The organism is Burkholderia sp. Ax-1720 (assembly GCF_011753035.1).
Classification (GTDB): domain Bacteria; phylum Pseudomonadota; class Gammaproteobacteria; order Burkholderiales; family Burkholderiaceae; genus Burkholderia; species Burkholderia gladioli.
Window position 1 is genome coordinate 1 of sequence record NZ_VWWK01000054.1, and the last position, 21,525, is coordinate 21,525.

Annotated in this window: 19 protein-coding genes; 10 read left to right on the forward strand and 9 right to left on the reverse strand. The window is 68.3% G+C overall.

Annotation, left to right across the window (positions count from 1 at the left end; genetic code table 11):
- Positions 1-158: 158 nt before the first annotated feature.
- The 5 genes from F3J18_RS17395 to F3J18_RS17415 all read right to left on the reverse strand — a co-directional run bounded on the left by F3J18_RS17395 (position 159) and on the right by F3J18_RS17415 (position 5,046).
- The gene (locus F3J18_RS17395) at positions 159-848 is read right to left on the reverse strand and encodes a sigma-70 family RNA polymerase sigma factor (RefSeq protein WP_166913481.1); all 690 of its coding nucleotides are present in this window, start codon (positions 846-848) and stop codon (positions 159-161) included.
- Positions 849-873: 25 nt separating this feature from the next.
- On the reverse strand, positions 874-1,410 hold the full coding sequence (locus tag F3J18_RS17400; protein WP_025098373.1) for a DoxX family protein: 537 nt from the start codon (positions 1,408-1,410) through the stop codon (positions 874-876).
- A gap of 237 nt (positions 1,411-1,647) precedes the next feature.
- The gene (locus tag F3J18_RS17405; RefSeq protein WP_025098372.1) at positions 1,648-2,496 is read right to left on the reverse strand and encodes an enoyl-CoA hydratase-related protein; all 849 of its coding nucleotides are present in this window, start codon (positions 2,494-2,496) and stop codon (positions 1,648-1,650) included.
- Positions 2,497-2,529: 33 nt separating this feature from the next.
- On the reverse strand, positions 2,530-2,970 hold the full coding sequence (locus F3J18_RS17410) for a nuclear transport factor 2 family protein (protein WP_105851932.1): 441 nt from the start codon (positions 2,968-2,970) through the stop codon (positions 2,530-2,532).
- A gap of 54 nt (positions 2,971-3,024) precedes the next feature.
- On the reverse strand, positions 3,025-5,046 hold the full coding sequence (locus F3J18_RS17415; RefSeq protein WP_166913482.1) for an NADPH-dependent 2,4-dienoyl-CoA reductase: 2,022 nt from the start codon (positions 5,044-5,046) through the stop codon (positions 3,025-3,027).
- Positions 5,047-5,171: 125 nt separating this feature from the next.
- On the opposite strand from F3J18_RS17415, the gene F3J18_RS17420 reads away from it, so the two are divergent.
- Both F3J18_RS17420 and F3J18_RS17425 read left to right on the forward strand, forming a co-directional pair.
- Positions 5,172-5,786 (forward strand): PadR family transcriptional regulator, encoded by a 615-nt coding sequence (locus F3J18_RS17420; protein ID WP_166913483.1) that lies wholly within the window; start codon positions 5,172-5,174, stop codon positions 5,784-5,786.
- Between the two features lie 376 nt (positions 5,787-6,162).
- Positions 6,163-7,194, forward strand: coding sequence for a hypothetical protein (locus F3J18_RS17425; RefSeq protein ID WP_166913484.1), 1,032 nt, complete (start codon positions 6,163-6,165; stop codon positions 7,192-7,194).
- Positions 7,195-7,243: 49 nt separating this feature from the next.
- Here the strand turns inward: F3J18_RS17425 and F3J18_RS17430 are convergent, their stop codons facing one another.
- Entirely contained in the window at positions 7,244-8,398 is a 1,155-nt protein-coding gene (locus tag F3J18_RS17430; RefSeq protein ID WP_166913497.1) for a porin, read from the reverse strand.
- Positions 8,399-8,705: 307 nt separating this feature from the next.
- Positions 8,706-9,326, reverse strand: coding sequence for an ATP-dependent Clp protease proteolytic subunit (locus tag F3J18_RS17435; protein WP_025098366.1), 621 nt, complete (start codon positions 9,324-9,326; stop codon positions 8,706-8,708).
- A gap of 53 nt (positions 9,327-9,379) precedes the next feature.
- Between F3J18_RS17435 and F3J18_RS17440 the strand changes: the two genes are divergently transcribed.
- The 8 genes from F3J18_RS17440 (at position 9,380) to F3J18_RS17475 (ending at position 19,190) form a co-directional block, all read left to right on the forward strand.
- The gene (locus F3J18_RS17440) at positions 9,380-10,180 is read left to right on the forward strand and encodes a sigma-70 family RNA polymerase sigma factor (protein ID WP_205195462.1); all 801 of its coding nucleotides are present in this window, start codon (positions 9,380-9,382) and stop codon (positions 10,178-10,180) included.
- A gap of 79 nt (positions 10,181-10,259) precedes the next feature.
- Entirely contained in the window at positions 10,260-11,258 is a 999-nt protein-coding gene (locus F3J18_RS17445; protein ID WP_166913485.1) for a M14 family metallopeptidase, read from the forward strand.
- A gap of 635 nt (positions 11,259-11,893) precedes the next feature.
- Positions 11,894-12,904, forward strand: a complete 1,011-nt coding sequence (locus F3J18_RS17450; protein WP_098180840.1) for a cysteine synthase family protein — start codon at positions 11,894-11,896, stop codon at positions 12,902-12,904.
- On the forward strand, positions 12,901-14,301 hold the full coding sequence (locus F3J18_RS17455; RefSeq protein ID WP_166913486.1) for a homocitrate synthase: 1,401 nt from the start codon (positions 12,901-12,903) through the stop codon (positions 14,299-14,301). Before F3J18_RS17450 ends, F3J18_RS17455 begins: the two co-directional genes overlap by 4 nt.
- 2 nt (positions 14,302-14,303) lie before the next feature.
- Entirely contained in the window at positions 14,304-15,362 is a 1,059-nt protein-coding gene (locus F3J18_RS17460) for an iron-containing redox enzyme family protein (protein WP_205195464.1), read from the forward strand.
- 54 nt (positions 15,363-15,416) lie between these two features.
- Complete coding sequence (locus F3J18_RS17465; protein WP_205195466.1) at positions 15,417-16,637, forward strand: hypothetical protein; 1,221 nt, start codon at positions 15,417-15,419, stop codon at positions 16,635-16,637.
- A 9-nt stretch (positions 16,638-16,646) separates the two neighbouring features.
- Complete coding sequence (locus F3J18_RS17470) at positions 16,647-17,930, forward strand: ATP-grasp domain-containing protein (protein WP_166913487.1); 1,284 nt, start codon at positions 16,647-16,649, stop codon at positions 17,928-17,930.
- A 9-nt stretch (positions 17,931-17,939) separates the two neighbouring features.
- Complete coding sequence (locus F3J18_RS17475; RefSeq protein ID WP_205195467.1) at positions 17,940-19,190, forward strand: MFS transporter; 1,251 nt, start codon at positions 17,940-17,942, stop codon at positions 19,188-19,190.
- 122 nt (positions 19,191-19,312) lie between these two features.
- Here the strand turns inward: F3J18_RS17475 and F3J18_RS17480 are convergent, their stop codons facing one another.
- Positions 19,313-19,843 (reverse strand): gamma carbonic anhydrase family protein, encoded by a 531-nt coding sequence (locus F3J18_RS17480; protein WP_036051522.1) that lies wholly within the window; start codon positions 19,841-19,843, stop codon positions 19,313-19,315.
- A 7-nt stretch (positions 19,844-19,850) separates the two neighbouring features.
- Positions 19,851-21,467, reverse strand: a complete 1,617-nt coding sequence (locus tag F3J18_RS17485) for a 3-keto-5-aminohexanoate cleavage protein (RefSeq protein WP_166913488.1) — start codon at positions 21,465-21,467, stop codon at positions 19,851-19,853.
- Positions 21,468-21,525 lie beyond the last annotated feature (58 nt).

The window sequence follows — 21,525 nt, forward strand, 5'->3', positions numbered from 1 at the left end:
CGCCGCCTCGATGCGGCCGGTATTGCCCCAGATCAGCGGCAGCAACAGCAGCGCCGCCGCCAGGCCGGCCGCCACGGCCCAGCCGAGCCGGCGGGCCACGGCCGCGCGTCCCGGCGCGCGCGGCGCCTCCACCAGGTTCGCGATCAGTTCCTCGGTGTTCATCGTTCGTTCCCCGCGCTTTCCGCGTTTTCCGTCCCCTTGCCCCGGATTCGCGCGGCCAGCGCCTTCAGCCCGCGATGCACGCCCACCTTCACGGCCGATTCCGAGAGCCCCGTGGCCGAGGCCGTTTCCGCCACCGACATGCCGAGCAGGCGCGTGTGCTCGATCGGCACGCGCTGGCCCTTCGGCAGCGTCGCCAGCAGTTGCCGCACGTCGCGCCGCGCGTCGACGGCCTCGTCGGCCGCCTCGACGAACAGCTCGCCATCGTCGTCGAGCGGCGTGTGCAGCGCGTCCCAGCGATAGCGCGCGCGATGGTGGTCGGCCACCTTGTAGCGCACGATCGCGCTGATCCAGGCCGTCAGCGGCACCTCGGGCCGGAAGGTGGCGAGCCCGTGATGGACCGCGATCAGCACCTCCTGCAGCAGGTCCTCGAGATCCTCGTCGCTGCGGCGCAGCTTGGCGCGCAGGCGTGCGCGCAGCAGCCGCGTCAGCTCGACCAGGAAGTCGCGATAGGCGGCCTTGTCGCCCTCGATCGAGCGCAGCAGCAGCGCCGTCAGCCGCTGCTCGGCGTCGCCCGGCTGGGGTGCCGCGCCGCGACGTGCCGCGCGCGCCCCCGAGGTGGCGCGGGCCGGCGCCACCTCGGGCGACCGATCCGGCTCGCCTGCCAGGCTCAGGAACGGGCTTGCCATCGGCGAAAGCACGGGGATGGCCCGCTCAAGCCGTCACGCGCCGCGCCGCGCCGGCGAGCCGCGCGTACCAGGGCGCGAGCCGGCGATCGAGGGCGAACGGCCCCGAGCCGCCGAAGGCCAGCGTCAGCAGGCCGGCGACATAGAGCAGATCGGTCTCGACGCCGGGCGGCCCGAATTTCGGCACGCCGTCGACCACGTCCATCAGCTTGATCGAGGTGAAGCCGTAAGGCAGGTGCACGCCCAGCATCGCCACCAGCAGCACCGCCAGCATCGGCCAGGCCACCAGCGGCACGAAGGCGCCGGCCAGCACCGCCAGACCGCCGCCGAGCTCGATCGCGATGGTCGCCCAGGCCATCAGGTGCGGCGCCGGCACGCCGATCCCGTGCAGGATCGCCGCGAAATGTTCGGGCTGCTTGAGGATCTTGGCGTAGCCGTGCGCGAGAAAGCCGTAGCCGACGATCGCGCGCACCGGCAGCGGCGCGTAGGCCTGCAGCCGCGCGGCCAGCCAGGCGGGGTCGAACAGCCGTAGCAGCGTGCGGGGCGAGGAGGAGCTTGGCGTCATGTCGGGATCCTGTGGTGAACCGGCGCCCGGCGGGCGCCGGGCCGTCGCGCCGCGCTGCGGGAGTGCAGGCGCGGCGTCTGTCTTCACCAGATCGCTCGACAGGCGCGTTCGGTTACAGCACGCGCGGAATTTCCCCGGCGGGGCTGCCCCGCCCTCGCCGAACCTCGCTCAAGGAATGATTTTGTAAGGGAGCGCGCAGGCCGCCACCGGCTTCGAGGCAGGGACGAATCGAGAGCATCAGCCGGGGCGCGGCGTCTCCAGCTCGAACAAGGGCGGCAAGCCGTCGAAGTCGGGATCGCGCCGGGTTTGCCAGGCCTGCACCGCCGCGAGCAGGTCGGCCGGATCGAAGATCGCGCTCTGCAGCACCGCCATCTGGCGCAGTGATTCGTCGGTGCCGTGGTCGCGCGCGAAGTTCATCGCGAGCTTGGTGCCGGCCACCGCCAGCGGCGATTTCGCGGCGATCTCGCGCGCGAGCTCCATGGCCCGCTGCAGCAGCGCCTCGGCATCGGGCAGCACCGCATTGACGAGGCCCAGCGCCAAGGCGCGCTCCGCGCCCACGCGCTCGCTGGTATAGGCCATCTGCCGGGCCGCGCCCGCGGGGATCAGCCGGCCCAGGCGCTGCAGCACGCCCAGGTCCGCCGTCATGCCGATCTGGGTTTCCTGCAGGCAGAAGAAGGCGTCGGCCGAGCACAGGCGGATATCGCAGGCGGCGGCCAGGTCGAGCCCGCCGCCGATGCAGCCGCCCTGCACCGCGCAGATCACCGGGAAGCGCGCCTTGTCGAGCACGTCGAAACAGTTCATCAGGCCCGCCAGCGCGTGCTGGAAACCGAGCCGCCGGCGCGGGCTGCCGGTATCGAAGTCGCCCATCATCCTGGCGAACTCCTGGAAATCCATGCCGGCGGAAAAATGCTTGCCGCTCGAGCTGATCACCAGCGCGCGGACCTCGCCGCCCTGGTCCAGCGCGCGCACGTGATCGCGCAGGCCGGTGAAGAAGGCGCGATCCATGACGTTGAATTGATCCGGGCGGCTCAGTTGCAGATGCGCGATGCCCTGGTCGATATCGAGCTGGAAATGATGGCTGCTCATCGGAAAACTCTCTGCTCTGGAAGGTGGATGGGGTCAGGCGCCGGCCTTGAAGCCGGGCAGCACGGCGCCGAGGCGGGCGCCCATTTCCGCGCCCAGCAACTGCAGCGCGTTGAGCGGGCGGATCATCACCTCGAACTCGACGATCCGCCCCTGTTCGTCGAAGCGGATCATGTCGATGCCCTTGAGCTGCCTGCCCTGCACCGTGGCGCTGAACTCGAGCACGACGTCGAGCCCGTCGGCGCCGGCGAACTCGCGGTGGTAGCTGAAGTCCTCGAGGATCGTGATCACCGTGCGCAACGCCATCAGCAGGGCCGGAGCGGGGCCATAGGGATGGAAGGCCATCGGCGAGCGAAAGCGCGCTTCGGGATGGACGATGGCGTCCAGGCCGTCGAGATCGCGGCGGGCCACCATCTCGTGCCAGCTCGCCAGCGAGCGCGCCACGGCGGGGTTCAGGTTCAGGCTTGCGTGGTCCATGGCGGCTCCGCTTGCTGGATTCGGTTCGGTTCGGTGAAGGGCCAGGGCGCGGGCTCAGAGCCTCGCGGCGAGCGTGGTGCCCTGGTGGATCGCGCGCTTGGCGTCGAGCTCGCCGGCCTCGGCCGCGCCGCCGATCACATGCACGCGCATGCCCGCCGCCTCGAGCTGGTCGGCCAGCTCGCGCAAGGGCTCCTGCCCCGCGCAGATCACCACGTTGTCCACCGGCAGCACCTGCGGCTCGCCATCGATGCTCAGGTGCAGGCCCTCGTCGTCGATGCGCCGGTATTCCACCGCCGGCACCATCTTCACGCCGCGCGCCTTGAGCGCCGCGCGATGGATCCAGCCGGTGGTCTTGCCGAGCCCGTCGCCGACCTTCGACGCCTTGCGCTGCAACAGGTAGACCTGGCGCGCGGCCCGGGTCGGCTGCGGCAGGCGCAGGCCGCCGCGCTCGGCATAGGCGGTGTCCACGCCCCATTCGGCGAAGAACTTCGCGGCGTCCAGGCTGGCCGATTCGCCTTCGTGCACCAGGTACTCGGCCACGTCGAAGCCGATCCCGCCCGCGCCGACGATGGCCACCTTGCGACCCACCGGCTTGTCGTCGCGCAGCACGTCGAGATAGGCGAGCGCCTTGGGATGGTCCAGGCCCTCGATCGGCGGCCGGCGCGGCACGATGCCGGTGGCCACCACCACCTCGTCGAACTGCTCCCGCAACAGTGCCTCGCCGCTGGCGCGCTCGCCCAGGCGCAGCGTCACGCCGGTCGATTCGATGCGGCGGCGGAAGTAGCGCAGCGTCTCGTGGAATTCCTCCTTGCCCGGCACCTTCTTGGCGAGATTGAACTGGCCGCCGATCTCGGCGGCCGCCTCGATCAGCGTGACCTCGTGGCCGCGCTCGGCCGCGGTGACGGCGCAGGCCAACCCCGCCGGCCCCGCGCCGACCACGGCGATGCGCTTGCGTTGCCCGGCCGGCGCGATCACGATCTCGGTCTCGTGGCAGGCGCGCGGATTGACCAGGCAGGAGGTGACCTTGCCGGCGAAGGTGTGATCGAGGCAGGCCTGGTTGCAGCCGATGCAGGTGTTGATCTCGTCGCCGCGCCCTTCGCGGGCCTTGCGCACGAAATCCGCATCGGCCAGGAACGGGCGGGCCATCGACACCATGTCGCAAACGCCGTCGGCCAGCAGGCTTTCCGCCATCTCGGGCGTGTTGATGCGGTTGGTGGCCACCAAGGGCACGCTCACCTGCCCCATCAGCGCCTGGGTCACCCAGGCATAGGCCGCGCGCGGCACCTTGGTGGCGATGGTGGGCACCCGCGCCTCGTGCCAGCCGATGCCGGTGTTGATGAGGGTGGCGCCGGCCTGCTCGATCGCGCGGGCCAGCTGGATCACCTCGTCGAGCGTCGAGCCGCCTTCCACCAGGTCGAGCATCGACAGGCGGTAGATCAGGATGAAGCGGGGGCCGACGCGCTCGCGCACGCGGCGCACGATCTCGACCGGGAAGCGGATGCGCTGCGTGTAGTCTCCGCCCCAGCGATCGCTGCGGTGATTGGTGCGCGCCGCGATGAATTCGTTGATGAGGTAGCCCTCGGAACCCATGATCTCCACGCCGTCGTAACCGGCATGCTGGGCCAGGGCTGCGCAGCGCACGAAGTCGTCGATGGTCTGCTCGACTTCCTCGTCGCTGAGTTCGTGTGGCACAAAGGGATTGATCGGCGCCTGGATCGCGCTGGGCGCCACCAGGTTCGGCTGATAGGAATAGCGCCCGAAATGCAGGATCTGCATCGCGATCTTGCCGCCTTCGGCATGCACCGCATCGGTCACGCGACGATGCGGTTCCGCCTCGGCCTCCTTGCTCAGCATCGCGCCGCCGCGCATCGGCCGCCCGCGTTCGTTCGGCGCGATGCCGCCCGTCACGATCAGGCCCACCTCGCCGCGCGCGCGCTCAGCGTAGAAGGCGGCCATGCGCTCGAAGCCGTTGGGCGTCTCTTCGAGGCCGATATGCATCGAGCCCATCAGGACGCGATTTCTCAGGGTGGTGAAGCCAAGGTCGAGCGGGCGCAGCAGGTTCGGGTAGGGGATCATGGTTTTTATGCAACCAGTTGCATTTGGGTTTCGGGCATACTGCAACCAGTTGCATTAACAGTCAAGCGCGGGCGCTGGATGCTTTCCACTAGGCGCGCCCGGCCCTCTTTCCGGTTCGAGATCCGATGTCCCTGCCTCATGCCCTGCTCACCGCGCTGGTCGAACGATCCTGTTCCGGATCGGAGCTGGCCGCGCGTTTCGATCGATCGATCGGCCATTTCTGGCATGCCACCCACCAGCAGATCTATCGCGAGCTGGCGCGCCTGGAGGAAGCCGGCTTCATCGAGGCGCTGCCCGAAACCTCCACGCGCGGCCGCAAGCGCGGCTACCGCATCCTGGCGGCGGGGCGCGGCGAGTTGCGGCGCTGGATCACCGAGGAGGAGGAGCCGCCCGCGCTGCGCGACGAATTCATGGTGCGCCTGCGTGCCGAGGCGGCGGTCGGGCCCACCGGGCTGGAAAAGGAGATCGCGCGCCGCATGGAGCGGCACCGCGAGAAGCTCGCGCTGTATCGCGAGATCGAGAAGAAGGACTTCCCCGACGAGCCGCGGGATCGCGGCACGGCCTTGCAACTGCTGGTGCTGCAGGTCGGCATCCGTTACGAGGAAAACTGGCTGGTGGTGCTGGAGGAGGCGCTGGCCGCCTTGCAAAAACCGGCACTGGATGCCGCGTCGATGCCGGCCACGGCGCGCCGCCGCGCCGCCCCATCCCGGGCCGGCAAGCGCGTGGCCGGGAAATTCTGAAAACCGGCTGACGCGGATTCGCAAATATTAACGACTTCGTTTAGTGCCATTCCTCGCTGGCCGGCGGCAAGCGAGATTCTCGCGTGCAATGCGCGAGATCGATCATAAAATCGAAATAAAATCACCTGCATCCAGGCCGCCTGGTCATGCCGGAATGGCCTGGATCGCGCCGCCGCCCCATATCAAAAACAACTCGATCAATAATCTGATTTTGTGATTCATTTATCGATCCAATTATTGAATATCCAATAATAAAATTATCTCCAGATTCCAAAGCGTGGCGCGAGCCATTACCATCCAATGGCGCTTCGGGTGACTTATTAAAAAGACGTTTCGTAACGGCAACTAAAACCCATTCATTCCGAGAGGATGTTCCATGAACAAGAATCCCAGCCGGTCCCGCGTCCTGCCCTATCCACTCTGGCGTTTGCTGTCCGCCTGCCTGCTGCTGACGGCCTTCGCGCCGGCAGCGCATGCCGACGAGGCCGCCGCCGCGCCGCGCCAGTTGACCACGGTTGCCTCGCTGGACCGGGCCGCGCGCCCGGCCAACGTGCCGCTCGACTACGTGGTGACGCCCAACGGGTATTTCTCACCCGCTTGCGTGCAGGTCATCCACCAGAACGAAACCCTGCGCACCGACGGCAGCATCCTGCAGAAGAACGGCGCGGTGCGCTCGGCGGCCAAGTGCGATCGCCCGCACTTCGACCGCGCCGGGCATAGCATCGCGGCCACGGCCAACGGCCCGGTGCAGGCGCAATCCGCATCCGGCACGGTGGAGCCGACCTATACCGGCTGGATCGAAAGCGCCAACTACAACAACGGCAGCAACGTGGGCCGCCTGCGTGCCACCTGGAAGGTACCTTCGGTGCCGGGCGATGCGCAGAACCAGACGGTGTTCTTCTTCCCCGGCCTGGAACAACTGCCGACCGTGCAATCGATCCTGCAACCGGTGCTGGGCTGGAACGGTTTCAACGACCATACCTGGACCATCGCGAGCTGGAACTGCTGCACGGCGGGCACCACCACCCACACCGATCCCGTGAACGTCGCGCCCGGCGACGAGATCGTCGGCGATACCTATTCGCTGTGCGGCGTGGGCGTCTACAACTGCGGCTCCTGGGCGATCGTCACGCAGGACACCACCAGCGGCCGCAGCGTCACGCTCAACACCTCGCCGCAAGGCAACCTGCAATGGGTGTTCGGCGGCGTGCTCGAGGTGTATGGCATCAGCAACTGCAACCAGTTGCCGCCACAGGCGATGACGCAGTTCTACGGCGTGACCGTGTGGGATACCAATGGCAACGTGCTGTCGCCGCCGTGGCAGGCCGGCCGTGCCGGTTCGTCGATCTCGCCGCAATGCAACTACAACGTGGCGACCAGCCCGGGGAATGTGTATCTGTACTACTGAGCGCCTTAGGTTCGGGATGCCGGCCAGCCCGGCATCCCGCCGCGCCGTCTCAGAAGCGGTGGCGCACGCCGAGGTTGAGCAGGGTCTGCACGCTCGTGCCCGCATAACCATACGAGCCGATCGAGGCCTGCGCCTTCGGCTTGCTCCCGGCGTCGCCGCCGGTTCGGCCGCGTGCATGCTGATAGGCCGCCGTGACATACAGGTCGGTGCGCTTCGAGAGCATGTAGTCCGAGCCGAGCGACAACTGTCGATAGCTCGCCGAACTGTCTCCGCCCGATTTCGTATAGCTGTAACCCGCGCCGATCAGCCAGGCCTCGTTTGCCTGGTAAGTCAGGAAACCCTGGCCGGTGTCGAATCGCTCGTCGGCCCGGAATGACGAACTGCCGTCCCGGCCGTAGCGCGCGTGGCTATAACCCGCTCCGAAGGTGAATGCGCCCAGCACGTATCGGGCCGCCACGCGCGTGATGCCGATCGAGCGCGCGCTGGCATACGCGGTGTTGACCGGGCCGTCGAAGGTGCCGTCCGAGGTGCCGGCCCAGTCCTCGCGCCAACGCGCCTTCGCCGGCGTGTTGGCGGCCTGGAAATAGCCGCCGGCCAGGCTGAACGGGCCCAGTTCGTAGGCCAGGCCCGCCGAATACGATTGCCCGGCGCCCACCCGGCCCGCGACGCCGCCGAACGCGTACATCGCCTCGAAGCGCAAGCCGGACAAGGCCGGCGAAGCATATTTCACTGCGTTGTTCACGCGAAAGCTGTTGTCGTAATTGTCGACATCGCCCGCCGTCGCGAATGCGCTGCCGAAATCATTGCCGGCGGTGATGCCCTGCACGAGATCGACCAGCGGATCGTACTGGCGGCCGAGCGTGAGCGTGCCATATCGCTCGCTGGCGAGGCCGACGAAGGCCTGGTTGCCGAACAAGCGGCCGCCGGCAAGCTGGCCGTTGCCGGGATCGAAGCCGTTTTCGAGCTGGAAGATCGCCTTCAGCCCGCCGCCCAGGTCCTCGCTGCCCTTCAAGCCCCAACTGCTGCCGGTCAGGTTGCCCATGCTGCTGTTGCCGAGCAGCCAGAGATTGTCCTTGCCCCTGGCATGGCCGACATGGCTCAGCGATATGTCGATGGTGCCGTATAGCGTGATGCTCGATTGAGCATGGACGGACATCGATGTCAGCAGGGCGAGGCCGCCCAGCGCGCGGCTGGCGTGCTTGATGGTGTTCAGGGCTTGCAGGGTCCGGCACATGAGACTGTCTCCGCGTGAAATCCCGATTCGATGGCAAGAAAGCATGGCAAGCGTGACTTGCCATGCCGATTCCAATCTTCGATTGGGTATTGCGGGAGCGTCGATTTCCGGGCCATGTCCTCGGCAAGCGGTTCGGCCGCGCGGCATGGTCGGTGTGAGATATCGAATCCATCATGGCCGGCCGACCGGCCCCTTGCTGCGTGGGCCGGCGTGATCCACGGGCGGGTCGATGGACGATCCCCTTGCGTCCGATCTTCCATCGATCTGCCGGCTCGATCTATCGGACGTTTCCGACTCGATCCGCCAGTTCGCCCCGCCGCTCCACCACGCGCGCCACCAGCCCATATCGCAGCGCCTCCTGCGCCGGCATCCACCGATCGCGCTCGATATCCTCCAGCACGCGCGCCAGCGGCTGCCCGCATTCGCGGGCGATCACCGCGGCAATGCGCTCGCGCGCCTTGACGATCTCCTGCGCCTGGATCGCGATATCGCTGGCCTGTCCGCTGGCGCCGCCGCTCGGCTGGTGGATCAGGAAGCGCGTCTGCGGCAGGCAGAAGCGCCGCTCGCGCGCGGCGCCCAAATACAGGTGGGTGGCGGCGCTGCCCACCCAGCCGGTGCCGATCATGTTGACCGGCGCGTCGATGAAGCGGACCACGTCGTGGATCGCGTCGCCCGACTCGAGATGACCGCCCGGCGAGGACACGATCATGTCGATCGGCGCGGCGGATTCGGCATCGAGCGCCAGCAGGCGGCGCACGGTTTCCGAGGCGAGCGCGTCGGTGATGGTGCCGAACACCAGCACGGTGCGCGCGCGAAAGGCCTTCTCCTCCAGGAAGGCGCCGGGCTGTCCCGGCGCGGGCTGGGCCGCGCCGTCCTGTTCCTTGTCGTTGGCAAGCATGGTTGAAAACTCCTGGTCGTGTTAGTTTCAACGCGGTATACGAACGAGCCGCCATGAACGTGACATCCCCCCACGCCTCCCATCCCCTGGCCGAGGACCGCGCCCTGCGCCGGCGCTTGCTGGCCCTGGCGCGCCGCTGGCTGGCCGACGGCAGCGAAGCCGAGGACCTGGTCCAGGACACCTACCTGCGAACCGCCACGGGCGAGCTGCCGCCCACCGCGGCCGGCCACGAGGCCTGGCTCGTCACCGTGCTGCGCCATCTGTGCATCGACGTGCTGCGCCGCCGCGAACGCTACCGGGGCATCCTGGCGCGCGAGGCCGAGACCGGCAGCCCCGGGCTCGACGCGGCGCATCCCGAGCAACTGGTCGAGCAGGCCCGGCGCCTGGAAGCCGCCTTGCAGCATCTCGCGCATGCGCTGCCCGCCGTGGACGGCGCCGTGGTGCTGCTGCACGAGGTATTCGGTTTCGATCACGCGGAACTGGGGCCACTGACGGGACGCAGCGAGGCGGCCTCGCGCCAGCACCTGCGCCGCCTGCTGGGCCGCCTGCGCGAGCGCCCCGTGGCGCCCGGCGAATCCGTCCCGCAGGATGACGAGCGTGCCGACTGGCTCGCCCTGTGCCGTCTTGCGGTCGGCCAGCGCGATCCGGCCGGCCTGGTCGCCGCGCTGCGGGCCGCCCGCCCGCAAAGCCTGGCCGCGGGTGGCGCCCGCGTAGCGTCGCGAGCCGCCCCGCCCGTCGCCGTCCAGGCCGGCAGCAGCCTGCTGCAGATCCACGGTCAACTGGGGCTGGCCTTCCATGTGAACGGCATCCAGGTCGCCTGGCTGCCGTTGACGTCCGCCGTCGAGGAAGCCTGATGACGCGCCTGTCGAACATGCCCGGCTCGAGGCCCGCAATCCGCTTGCCGATCCATCACCTGTGCCACGGAGTGCCCGCATGAGCCAGGCTGCCTATCCGATCGAAGTCGAGTTCCCCGACATCGGCGCGCATGCCGAGGGCAACACCGGCATCGCCCATGTCCACAGCTTCGATTCCGGCGTGCCGGGGCCGCACGTGATGGTGAACGCGCTCACGCATGGCAACGAGGTCTGCGGCGCGATCGTGGTGGACGCGCTGCTGCGCGCCGGCCTGCGCCCGCGCCGCGGACGCCTGACGCTGGCCTTCGCCAACGTCGCGGCCTACGCGCGCTTCGATCCCGCGCAGCCCGACCGCGCGCGCTTCGTCGACCAGGACTTCAATCGCGTCTGGACGGCGGCCCTGCTCGACGACGTCGCGCGCCGCTCGTCCGAGCTCGATCGGGCCCGCGCGATGCGCCCCGTGATCGACACGGTCGACCTGCTGCTGGACCTGCATTCGATGCACGAGAAAAGCGCGCCGCTGATCGTGGCCGGACCGCTCGACAAGGGCATCGAACTGGCCGTCCAGCTCGGCGCGCCGGCCACGGTGATTGGCGACGAAGGCCATCCCGAAGGCCGTCGCCTGCGCGACTACGCGGGGTTCGGCGATCCCGCCAGCGCGCGCAACGCGTTGCTGATCGAATGCGGCCAGCACTGGGAGGCGAGCGCCGTCGAAGTCGCGCGGGACAGCACCGCCCGTTTCCTGCTCGGCGCCGGCGTGATCGAGCCGGCCGATTTGCCGGCCGGCTGGCTGCGGCCTTTGCCGGCAATGATGACGGTGGTTCGGGTGACCGAGCCGGTGGTGGCGAGCAGCATGGATTTCCGTTTCGCCGGGCCCTACACGGGGCTGGAGCGCTTCGAGACGGCCGGCACCACGATTGGCTGGTCGAATGGCGAAGCGGTTCGCACGCCTTACGACGACTGCATGCTGGTGATGCCCTCGCTGCGCCAGTTGCGCCCCGGCGTGACCGTGGTGCGCCTCGGCTGCATCGAACGGCGTTTCGATCATGCGAACCGGCAATACGAATATCTGCGCTAGGCGCTTCACGCGAAATTGTCCCGGGCCTTGAAATTCCGCGCCGCCGATAAATATCGACGCTCGTCGACTCTCGATTAACGCATTGTTTAAATCGACGAATCGGGATTCGAATGCGGCCTATGAACCGTCGAATCCCGCTTTCTCCTGCCTTTCACCTCTTCCCGAAACGGTTCGCTTTTCCGACGTAATGCATGGCGCACCGGCGAGGCCGGCAGGGTCATGCGCCGCCGCCCGCCTGGCCACTGGTTTACCCTTTGGCGGCGACACGCCTCGACGCAAATCGACTCATTGTTTCATCATCACCATTACATTGCTTTCGATTGATGCGAATTCGCATTCATTCGGCAATACTTCGCGCCATCTTGAACCAATCGAGCGCCTGTCAATTGCGACAGTTATGTTTATATTAAATTCTGGTTAATTTATGACGCGAAGAGATAAGCGATGCATGGCGAATGACTCGAGGCATTCGCGCCCGGCATCCATTCTTCGTGGTTGGCAATAATCAATAAAACCAAGCAGTCCCCATCTACCCAGTCGAACTTCATTTCCTGACGTGGAGTATGGGCGCCATGCAATTCCGGCGTCGGTACACCCATGTCAAATCGCGATTCTATGAATGGAGTGGTGATTTCATGAAAGCATTTGATTCCGTGCTCGACGCCGTCGGCCATACTCCGCTGGTCAGAGTCAGGCGAGTCGTCGAGGCCGGGCAGACCGCCCGGCTGTTCGCCAAGCTGGAGTTCATGAACCCCGGCGGCAGCATCAAGGACCGCCTGGTGCGGCACCTGATCCGCCATATGGAGGCCAGCGGCGAACTGAGCGCTCGCTCGGTGCTGGTGGAGAATTCCTCCGGCAATACCGGCGCGGCGCTCAGCATGGCGGCCGCGGCCCACGGCCTGCGCTGCATCGTGACGATTCCGGACAAGATGAGCCGCGAGAAGATCTCGCGCATGCGCGCCTACGGCACCGAGGTGGTGGTCGCGCCCACCGCCGTCGCCGCCGAGGATCCGCGCAGCTATTACAGCGTCGCGCGGCAGTTGGCCGACACGACCCCCGATGCGATCTACCCGGACCAATACAACAACCCGCTGAACGCCGAGGCGCACTATGCCAGCACCGGCCCCGAGATCTGGGAGCAGACCGAGGGCGAGATCGACGTGCTGGTGGCCGGCATCGGCACCGGCGGCACGATCAGCGGCATCGGGCGCTACCTGAAGGAGCGCAAGCCCGAGGTGCAGGTGATCGGCGTCGATCCGATCGGCAGCATCTTCCACGACTATTTCCATCACCGCCGCATGAGCACGCCGCACACCTACCAGGTGGAGGGCATCGGCGAGGACTACCTGGTCAAGGCGGTCGATTTCGACGTGATCGACGACATCGTCCAGGTCGACGATCGGGAATCCTTCCTGATGGCGCGCCGGCTGGTGCGCGAGGAAGGCATTCTGTGCGGCGGTTCGAGCGGCAGCGCGATGTCGGTCGCGAGCCGGATCAGCGCGCGTTTCCCGGGCCGCAACATCGTCGTGATCCTGCCCGATTCCGGCAACATGTACCTGAGCAAGTTCCTCGACGACGACTGGATGCGCGCCAACGGCTACCCGGTCGAGGCATTGCGCCACGCGAGCGACGAGGTGCCGGCATGAGCGCCTCGCCCGGCATCGCCGCGCAGGTCCTGCCCGATCGCCGCTACCGCTTTCGCCCCGACATCGACCTGATGGACGAATCGCTGCGCGAGGGCGCGGAACGCGCGACCGTGCCGCCCACGCTCGAGGCGAAATGCGACCTGGCCGAGGCGATCGCCGCGTGCGGCGTGCGCTCGATCGTGGTCGGCATGTTCCCGGACGTGCCGCACAACATCGAGCTGCTCGCCGAGCTGGTGCGGCGGCAGCAGGCCGGCCGGATTCCCGCCGAGGTCCGCTTCATGGTGATCTCGCACGTGGGCATCACCATGGAGCAGTCGTTCGCCGCCCTCGACGAACTGGCGCGCCAGGGCACGCCGCTCGGCTCGGTCTGGCTGATCGCGATCCACTCCGTCTCGGACCAGCAGATCCAGCATCTGTTTCCGGTGATCCTGCGCAAGGACAAGCAGGTCGATTTCGATCCGGCTCGCTGGGACGCGGACAGCGTGGGCGGCCGTCGCGCGGCGAACCTCGAATGGTTCGACGCCTTCCTGCCGACCCTCAAGCGCTACCGCGGCGGCGGCGTGATGGTGGGCCTGCTCGACGCGTTCCGCGCCGACCACGGCCACCTGCGCGACGCGGTCGACCTGGTGGCGCGCCACGGCATCGCCCAGGTGCGCCTGGTCGACACGGCCGGCACCTGCCTGCCCCACCAGCTCGAGCAGACCGTCGGCGAACTGGTGACGCGCCATCCGACGCTGCGCTTCTACGGGCACTTCCACGACGACTTCGGGATGGCCACCAGCAATGCGGTGGTGGGCCTCTCGCTGGGCCTGCAGGGGGTCGACGTGTCGGTCGGCGGCTTCGCCAACCGCGCCGGCCACCCGGCGCTCGCCGAGGTCGCGATGGCGCTGCGCAAGCTGTACGGCGTCGAGCTGCGCGACTTCGACTACCACGGCCTGTATGCGCTGAGCCGGCTCGGCGAGCGCCTGTACGGCTTGTTGGAGAACCCCGCGCAGGCCGTCACCGGCGTGATCACGCACGGCATCCAGAGCGGGATCCGCACCGAGCTGCTGAACCGCGCGCCGACCATCTTCGACATCCTCGATCCGCGCGAGATCGGTTCGAGCCTGGTGCGCATGTTCGGCGTGCGCAGCGGGCGCGACGGCCTGCTGCGCTTCCTGCGCGAGACGCGCCTGCTCGACGCGCACGGCCTGGAGCCGAGCGAGGCGCTCGCCGACCGGCTGTATCCGCTGCTCGAGACCGAATGGCGACGGCGCAGCGCGGGCGCGCACGACGAGCTGCGGCGCTGCATCGGCGACTATCACCGCGCGCTGAACCAGTCGCTGTTCACGGAAGACGAAGTGGCCACCTGGCTGCATACCCAACTGACGCAAGACACCACGAGCCCCACCCTCTGATCATGACAACAATGAACCTTTCCACCCAGTCGAATTCCGCCCACGGCCTGTGGCCCCTGTTCCTGGCGATCGAGGCGAACGCCGGCGACGCGGCCTGGCAACACCTGCTCAACGAGGCCGGCACGGCCGCCGCGGCGGCCTTCGGCGCCGCCGGCAGCGAGCAGGTAGAGGCCGAGCTGGCGCTGCACCGCGTGCTGTACGCCCTTTACGCGGGGCGCATCGCCACTCCCTGGACGCCCGGCTGGCGCGATCTCGACCACCATCGTTTCGACCAGTTGCGCCAGATCCTCGAGCAGGCCTGGAGCGACAGCGAGACGGCGCGCCACGGCGAGCTGTTCGGCACGCCGCCGGCGCCGGAGCAGTTCGAGCAATGGGCCAGCGCGCATTGCCGCTCGCATCGCTCCAACGTCGGCCATCCGCTATTCGCCTTCCTGCGCGACGCCGCGAGCCATGAGCAACTGCGCGAGTTCCTGGTCCAGGAAACGCCGTTCGACATCCACTTCGGCGACATCCTCGCGAAGATGCTGCCCGGCGTCTATGGCGCGGCCAAGGCGGAGTTCTCGAAGAACTTCTGGGACGAGATGGGCCGCGGCGAGACCGCGCTGATGCACCGCCAACTGCGTCTCGACATGACGAATGCGCTGGGCGAGGCCGACGACGTCTACCTGAACGACATCGAGCGTTTCTGCGTGGAGGAACTGCGCCTGGCCAACATGTATTTCCATGCGGTGTTCAATCGCGCCCTGCTGCCCCAGGCGATCGGCATGATGCTGGCCACCGAGCTGATGGTGCCGGGCCGGCTCGACCAGCAGATCATGGGCTGGCGGCGCGTGGGCTGGCCCGAGGAGCGGATGCGCTACCTGCTGGAGCACACCGTGGTCGACGTCGAGCATGCGCATGGCTGGATGCACGAGGTGGTGATGCCGATGATCCAGGCGCGTCCCGACCTGATGGCGCCGATCGCGTTCGGCATGGCGCGTCGCCTGGAGCACGCCGCCGCCGTGTGCGACCGGATGATGGCGCTGCTGCCCAGCGTGGCGGCGACGCCGGTTGCCGCCTGACGGCCCTTGCGCCCGCGCCGGCCTGCCCGGCGCGGGCGCTTTCCAGCGAATCCCATGACGCACGATCCAGAGCTCGACCTGTTACTGGTGGGATGCGGCCTGCGCGGCACCGGGCTGCTGAGCGCCAATCCCGACCTGCTCGCCTATCGCATCGGCGTGATCGATGCCGGCGAGCAGCCGGGGCCCGGCAACTTCCCGTTCTATCGGATCGATTCGAATTCCTACGGATCGGATTTCTTCGGCTGGGTCGATCCGCAGCGCGTCTACGGCGCCGCCTTGCGCGATGCCGACGTGATCGCCCTGCGCGAATCGGTCGGCAGCTTCCCGCTGGCGCGCCTGGCGCAAGCGCTGCGCCCGTTCGGCGCGATCATCCGGCGCGAACTGGGCGCCGGGCGCGTCTGGCTGCGCCGCCGCGCGGCGCGCATCGACGTCGACGAAGACGGCGTGACGGTGCAGCTCGACGACGGCAGCCGCGTGCGCAGCCGGCTGGTCGTGCTCGCCACCGGCATCCGCGAGCGGGTCCATGCCGAGCTGCTGCCGTGGCGGCACAAGCTGCTGCTGTCCCGGCAGATCATCGAGCACGGGCCGCCGGCCGCGTGGCGCGACACGCCGGTGCGGGTGCACCTGCTGGGCGGCTCGCACAGCGCCTACGCGATCGCCAGGCTGCTGGCCGAGCCCGGCACGCTGGCAGCGGGCAGCAGCGTCACGCTCCAGCACCGCGGGCTCGTCAAGCTGTTCTACGGCAGCCACGAGGAATACGCGGCGGCCGAGCACGCCGCGCTCGAGGCGGTACCCGATCTCGAGCGCGATCGTTGTCCCGAGACCGGCAACGTGTTCCGCTATTCCGGCTTGCGCCACGCGGCGCGGCACACCTTCCGCGAGATCGCCGCGAACCGGCTGGCGGGCTTCGCCCAGATACGGGCCGCCCGGCTCGGCGACGCCGCGCCGAGGCTCGACGAGGCCGACTGCATCGTGCAGGCGCTCGGCTACGAGAGCAACACCCTGCCGCTCGAGGTCGATGGACGGCCGGTGCCGATGTGCGCGCCCGGCGGCATCGTGTTGCCCGGCGCGGACGGCCGGCTCGCGCTGCCCGGTATCGCCCCCTCCCCGCTGTTCGTGATGGGCATGAACCCCTATCCTTACGACGACAACAGCCTGACGCCGACCGGGCAATACGCGCTGCGCGGCGCGCAGGTGCTGCGGGCGCTGCGCGAGCATGCGACGCCGGCGGCGGCCGCCGCGTTGTCCGATTCTCCAACCCATTCCGCTCAATAGACTTCCATCATGGCTCACCTGGTCTTCGTCGAAACCACCCGCCCCGGCATCCAGGCCCTCGAGACGGCCAAGCAGGCCGGACACACGGTCTCGCTGATCACCTCCGGCAAGTTCGACTGGCTGCTCGACGATGCCGGCAGGCAGGCGCGCGCGCGCCTGGTCGATCACAGCTGGCCCGCCGAGGACACGCAGGATCCGGACGCCGTGCACGCCGCGTTGCGCGCCTGCCTCGCCGCGCATCGCGTCGACGCCGTGCTCAGCACGCTGCACATGTGCGCGCTGCCGGCCGCGATGGCCGCCGAGCGCGAGGGGCTGCGCGGCACCAGCGTGGCCGGCATCCAGAATGCCCGCAACAAGGCGCGCTGCCGCGACCTGCTGGTGGCCGCCGGCGTGCCCTCGGTGCGCCACGCCCTGGTCGGCTCGATCGAGGCCGCGCGCGCCGCGCTGCGCGAGATCGGCTATCCGGTGATCGTCAAGCCGGCCACCGGGATGGGCAAGGTGCTGACCTCGATCGTCCATGACGATGCGGCGCTGGCTGCTCACTTCGCCCAGGCCGCCGCGCAGATCGGCGGCCTGGAGGAAGGCGTGCGCGACGAGATCTCGCTGGAATTCGTCATCGAGGAAATCGCGGTGGGGCCCTTGTACTCGATCGAGGTCGCGGCAAGCGCGCATGGCGAATGGGCGCCGCTGGCGATCGTGCGGCGCAAGACCGGCCGCCACAACCCGGTGCTGGAAATGGGTTCGAGCATCCCCTCGGGCCTGAGCGACGACGAATACCAGACGGCCGCCGACTACGCGATCCGCGTGGTGAAGACGCTCGGGCTCGATCTCGGTTTCTTCCACGTCGAATTCATCTACACGCGCGAGGGCCCGCAACTGGTCGAGGTCAACCCGCGCATCGCCGGCGGCGCGATCCCGGACCTGATCCGCGCCGCCAGCGGCGTGAACCTGTTCGAGCTGCTGGTGCGCGTCTACCTCGGCGAGCGCCTCGACCTGGGCCGGCTGCCGACCCATCTCGCCGCCAGCCATTCCTTCCTGGGTGCCGACCACGACTGCGTGGTGCGCGAGGACCTGCCGCCCGACTGGTTCGAGCCGTTTCTCGCGCGGCTGCACTCGGGTAGCGCCGACATCCGGCCCGGCATGACGCTGCGCAGGATGGACACCAACTACGGCGTGGCGGGCGTGGTGCGCATGACCGCCGACAGCTACGCCGAGGTGGTCCGGCAGGTGGCCGGAATCCGCGCCGAGGTCGAACAGGTGCTGGGCATCAAGCTGGTCGAAATCAACGACTGAGGACATCTCATGCAAGATTGGCTGCTTCTGGCGCGCAACCGGCATTTCCTGTTGCTGTGGCTGGCGATGCTGGTCAGCGCCACCGGTACCTTCTTCCTGCTCCTGGCGGTATCGGCCAACCTGATCCGGGTGCATGGCTCCGGCGTGGGGGCCGCCTCGGTGTTCGCGTTCCAGTGGATCCTGCCGGTGCTGCTGGTCTCCACCATCCGCCGGATCTGCGAAACGGTCGGGCTGCGACGCGCGATCGTCACCAGCGACCTCGGCGGCGCGGTGCTGTCGCTGAGCATCGGGCTGCTGCTGATGCACGGCTGGGTGGTGCCGGTGCTCGGCTGTTTCCTGCTGCGCGGCTTCGTCGAGGCCATCACCAAGACCAGCCGCGTGGTGCTGGTCAAGTATCTGTTCGAGGGGCGCCAGCTCGAACTGGCCTCGTCCACCTTCAATCTCTCCTACTACCTGGGCGGGGTGCTGGGCGGCGTGCTCGGCAGCATGCTGGTGAGCCGCGTCTCGCTGCTCGGCGTCGCCGCGATCAGCGCCGCTACCTTCGCGTTTTCCGCCAGTTGCTACGCCCTGCTGCCCGACGTGCGCACGCAGCGCCGCGCCGTGCCGGTGCGCCGCGGCGTGATCGCCTCCGCGGTGGGCGCGGCGGCCCGGCATCGCGCGCTGTTCCGCGCCTTCGGCTATCTGTGCATCGCCACCGGCGTGTTCCAGGGCTTCCACAACGCGGCGCGGACCATCCTGCCGATTCGCGCGATGTCCTTGTCCGATACCGCCGTGATGCAGTTGCAGATCGTCAGCGGCATCGCGATCGTGCTCGGCGCGCTGGCGGTCTCGCTGGTTCCGCGGCTGGTCAGGCTCGGCGGCTTCGGTTTCTGCGTGAACCTGCTGGCATCGGCCAGCGTCTACGCGGCCACGCTCGCGCACACGCGCGCGCAGATGCTCGGCCTCTACTTCGGCTTCATCTTCCTGTTCGAGCTGGCCTTCACGGCCGCGCAGTCGCGCTTGATCCAGGCCAGCGAACCGGAGGACATCGTCACGCTGACCGCGGGCAGCAACGCGATCGGCACCGGCTTGCTGATCGCCTTCGCGCTGCTGTCGGGCTGGCTGGCCGACCTGATGCCGTTCCAGCGGGTCGGCCTGCTGGTGGCCGGCTGCGGGGTGGTGCTGGGCCTCGCGCTCGAACTCGCCGGCCATCTGCTGTACGCGGACGCCGCGCGCCGGGCCTCGGTGCCGGGTCCGGCGGACGGCATCGGCGGGCGCTGAGTGGATCCGGGCGCCGGCCCGTCATGAAGAATCGGCGCGCGACGATACCGTCGCGCGCCGATCTCGATCCGGCCTGGGCCGGCCTTGCGCCGTCCTTCCCGCTCAGGCGGGCAGCCCGGCGCTCACCGATCCAGCCTCACCAGCTCGCGCAGGTACTGCGGCCGCCGCTGATCGGCGTAGAACTCGATATTGCCGCGCAAGCGCGTGAGTTCCGCCTCCGATAGCTCCCGCACCACCTTGGCCGGGGCGCCCAGCACCAGCGAGCGATCCGGCACCACGGTGCCGGCCGTGACGATCGCGCCCGCGCCCACCAGGCACTGGCGGCCGATCACCGCGCCGTCGAGCACCACTGCCTGGATGCCGATCAGGCTGTAGTCGCCGATCGTGCAGCCGTGCAGCACCACCTGGTGGCCGATCGTGACGTGGGCCGCCACCCGCAGCGGACGATCGCGCTCGGTATGCAGCACCGCGCCGTCCTGCACGTTGGTGCCCTCGCCGATCACGATGGGCTCGGTATCGCCGCGCAGCACGGCGCCGAACCAGACGCTGGTATCGGCGGCGAGCCGCACGTCGCCGATCACGGCCGCGGTATCGGCCACGAAGGCGCTGTCGTCGATCGACGGCACGCGCTCGCCAAGTCGGTAAATCGCCATGGCCCGCTCAGCCCGCCGCGGCCTGGCGCTCGCGCTGCACGGCCGGCTTGAGGCCGAGGCCGAACATGTCGCGCACCTGGGCCGCCGTGAGGATCTTCGCGCCCTTGCCGAGCAGTTCCTCGCGCAGCAGGCTGACCTGCTCCCAGGTGCCGCGCGCCTTGCGCACGCCGCCGGGCACGCGCGCGTCGTTGACGGTCAGGCCGTCCTCGAGGCCGACGCGGATGCCGTCGAGCTTGAGCGCCAGCGCCACGTCGACCAGCAGGTTCTGCATCGGCCCCGGCAGCAGGATCGAGACCTTCGAGACCGGGAAGCTGGCCCGCAGCCGCTCGACCACCGGGCGCAACTGCTCGACCGCCAGCTCGACCGCACGCTGGTGCGATTGCGCATTCTCGGCGGCCAGCAGGCCGGCGATCTCCTCGCGCACCGCCGAGGCGATCAGCGAATCGTCCTCCACCTCGCCGCTGATCGGATCGCGCCGGTACTGGTCGACGCCGGCCACCAGCATGAACAGCACCGGCTTGCCGGTGCGCAGCAGCCGGTCGCGGTACAGCGAGGTGGCGTTGTCGACGATCGCGTGGTTGAACACCTCCACCTCGGGACGCGTGCCGACTTCCTCGAAATGGGCGAACTGCGCGTCGAGGAAATCCGGTGCGTTGTCGTAGCCGCCGCCGCCCTGGAACACCACCGCGGCCGGGCTCAGCGAGGCCACCTCGGGGATCGATCCCGCGTCGTCGTAGAACTTCAGGTGGGCGCGGCGCAGCGTGCTGCGAGCGCCGTGACGATCGCCGCGCACGCTGGTCGACAGGTTCAGGATCGCGCCCGGCTCGCGCTTCTTTACCATCGGCACGATCTCGTCGTAATCGTCGAGCACGATCTGGTTGCGCTGCGAGCCGACCGTCACCGCGCCCAGCCCCGGAATCTCGATGCGCCGGCGGTCGCTCAGGTCCCGCGTATGCAGATGCACCACCGCCGCGCCTTCCTGCATCGAGCGAATGGTTTCCTCGGTAATCGCGTCGGGCGTAATCGGCAGATAAGGCGAGCGCGCCTTGCCGGCCTGCCAATAACCGACCGGACATAGGGTCCAACCGGCATTTTCCAGATGCGTCAATAATGCCGGCGATTCCTTTTGAATCATTTCGATTAATGAAGGCGGCAGGTAATTGTGCTGGCTCGCGTGTTCCCAGATCAAATCGCCCTGATCGGAAACGATCCAGCCATAGGTGGTCAATTGCAATACGATGCGCCGCGCCAGTTTATTGGAAACATCGGCCAACCATTGCTTGGGGATTCGCGCGGCATTTTGATTCGAAGCCTGCAAGGGGTGCCAGGCGCCGTCGCGCGGCGACCAGTGCGCCTGGCTCAGCGCCTGGCGCAGCGAGTCGCCCTGGGCGCCGCCTGGCAGCAGGCTTTCGGCGATCGGAAAGGCATGCCCGGACTGCAGCAGAAGGCCGCCCGCCGGCACCACTTCCCAGCCGTCCGCCTTCAGGTCGGCCAGGATCCTGGTGCGCTGGCCGGCATCGAAAAATCCTTCCAGCAGGAAAGCGGGAATAAAGGTCGCTTCAAGCGGATCGAGAAACTTGGGAACAGCGCCTATCGGCGCCGCCGTGATGTATAGCGTGGTCATGATCGGCCCTCTCTCTCAACGAATATCTATGTTTACAAATACCTGACTACCGCTCAAT

Bases quoted from the DNA above. Each gene is read 5' to 3' on its own strand.
- F3J18_RS17395 (WP_166913481.1), bottom strand. From the start codon at position 848: ATGGCAAGCCCGTTCCTGAGCCTGGCAGGCGAGCCGGATCGGTCGCCC.
- F3J18_RS17400 (WP_025098373.1), bottom strand. From the start codon at position 1,410: ATGACGCCAAGCTCCTCCTCGCCCCGCACGCTGCTACGGCTGTTCGAC.
- F3J18_RS17405 (WP_025098372.1), bottom strand. From the start codon at position 2,496: ATGAGCAGCCATCATTTCCAGCTCGATATCGACCAGGGCATCGCGCAT.
- F3J18_RS17410 (WP_105851932.1), bottom strand. From the start codon at position 2,970: ATGGACCACGCAAGCCTGAACCTGAACCCCGCCGTGGCGCGCTCGCTG.
- F3J18_RS17415 (WP_166913482.1), bottom strand. From the start codon at position 5,046: ATGATCCCCTACCCGAACCTGCTGCGCCCGCTCGACCTTGGCTTCACC.
- F3J18_RS17420 (WP_166913483.1), top strand. From the start codon at position 5,172: ATGTCCCTGCCTCATGCCCTGCTCACCGCGCTGGTCGAACGATCCTGT.
- F3J18_RS17425 (WP_166913484.1), top strand. From the start codon at position 6,163: ATGAACAAGAATCCCAGCCGGTCCCGCGTCCTGCCCTATCCACTCTGG.
- F3J18_RS17435 (WP_025098366.1), bottom strand. From the start codon at position 9,326: ATGCTTGCCAACGACAAGGAACAGGACGGCGCGGCCCAGCCCGCGCCG.
- F3J18_RS17440 (WP_205195462.1), top strand. From the start codon at position 9,380: ATGAACGTGACATCCCCCCACGCCTCCCATCCCCTGGCCGAGGACCGC.
- F3J18_RS17445 (WP_166913485.1), top strand. From the start codon at position 10,260: ATGAGCCAGGCTGCCTATCCGATCGAAGTCGAGTTCCCCGACATCGGC.
- F3J18_RS17450 (WP_098180840.1), top strand. From the start codon at position 11,894: ATGAAAGCATTTGATTCCGTGCTCGACGCCGTCGGCCATACTCCGCTG.
- F3J18_RS17455 (WP_166913486.1), top strand. From the start codon at position 12,901: ATGAGCGCCTCGCCCGGCATCGCCGCGCAGGTCCTGCCCGATCGCCGC.
- F3J18_RS17460 (WP_205195464.1), top strand. From the start codon at position 14,304: ATGACAACAATGAACCTTTCCACCCAGTCGAATTCCGCCCACGGCCTG.
- F3J18_RS17465 (WP_205195466.1), top strand. From the start codon at position 15,417: ATGACGCACGATCCAGAGCTCGACCTGTTACTGGTGGGATGCGGCCTG.
- F3J18_RS17470 (WP_166913487.1), top strand. From the start codon at position 16,647: ATGGCTCACCTGGTCTTCGTCGAAACCACCCGCCCCGGCATCCAGGCC.
- F3J18_RS17475 (WP_205195467.1), top strand. From the start codon at position 17,940: ATGCAAGATTGGCTGCTTCTGGCGCGCAACCGGCATTTCCTGTTGCTG.
- F3J18_RS17480 (WP_036051522.1), bottom strand. From the start codon at position 19,843: ATGGCGATTTACCGACTTGGCGAGCGCGTGCCGTCGATCGACGACAGC.
- F3J18_RS17485 (WP_166913488.1), bottom strand. From the start codon at position 21,467: ATGACCACGCTATACATCACGGCGGCGCCGATAGGCGCTGTTCCCAAG.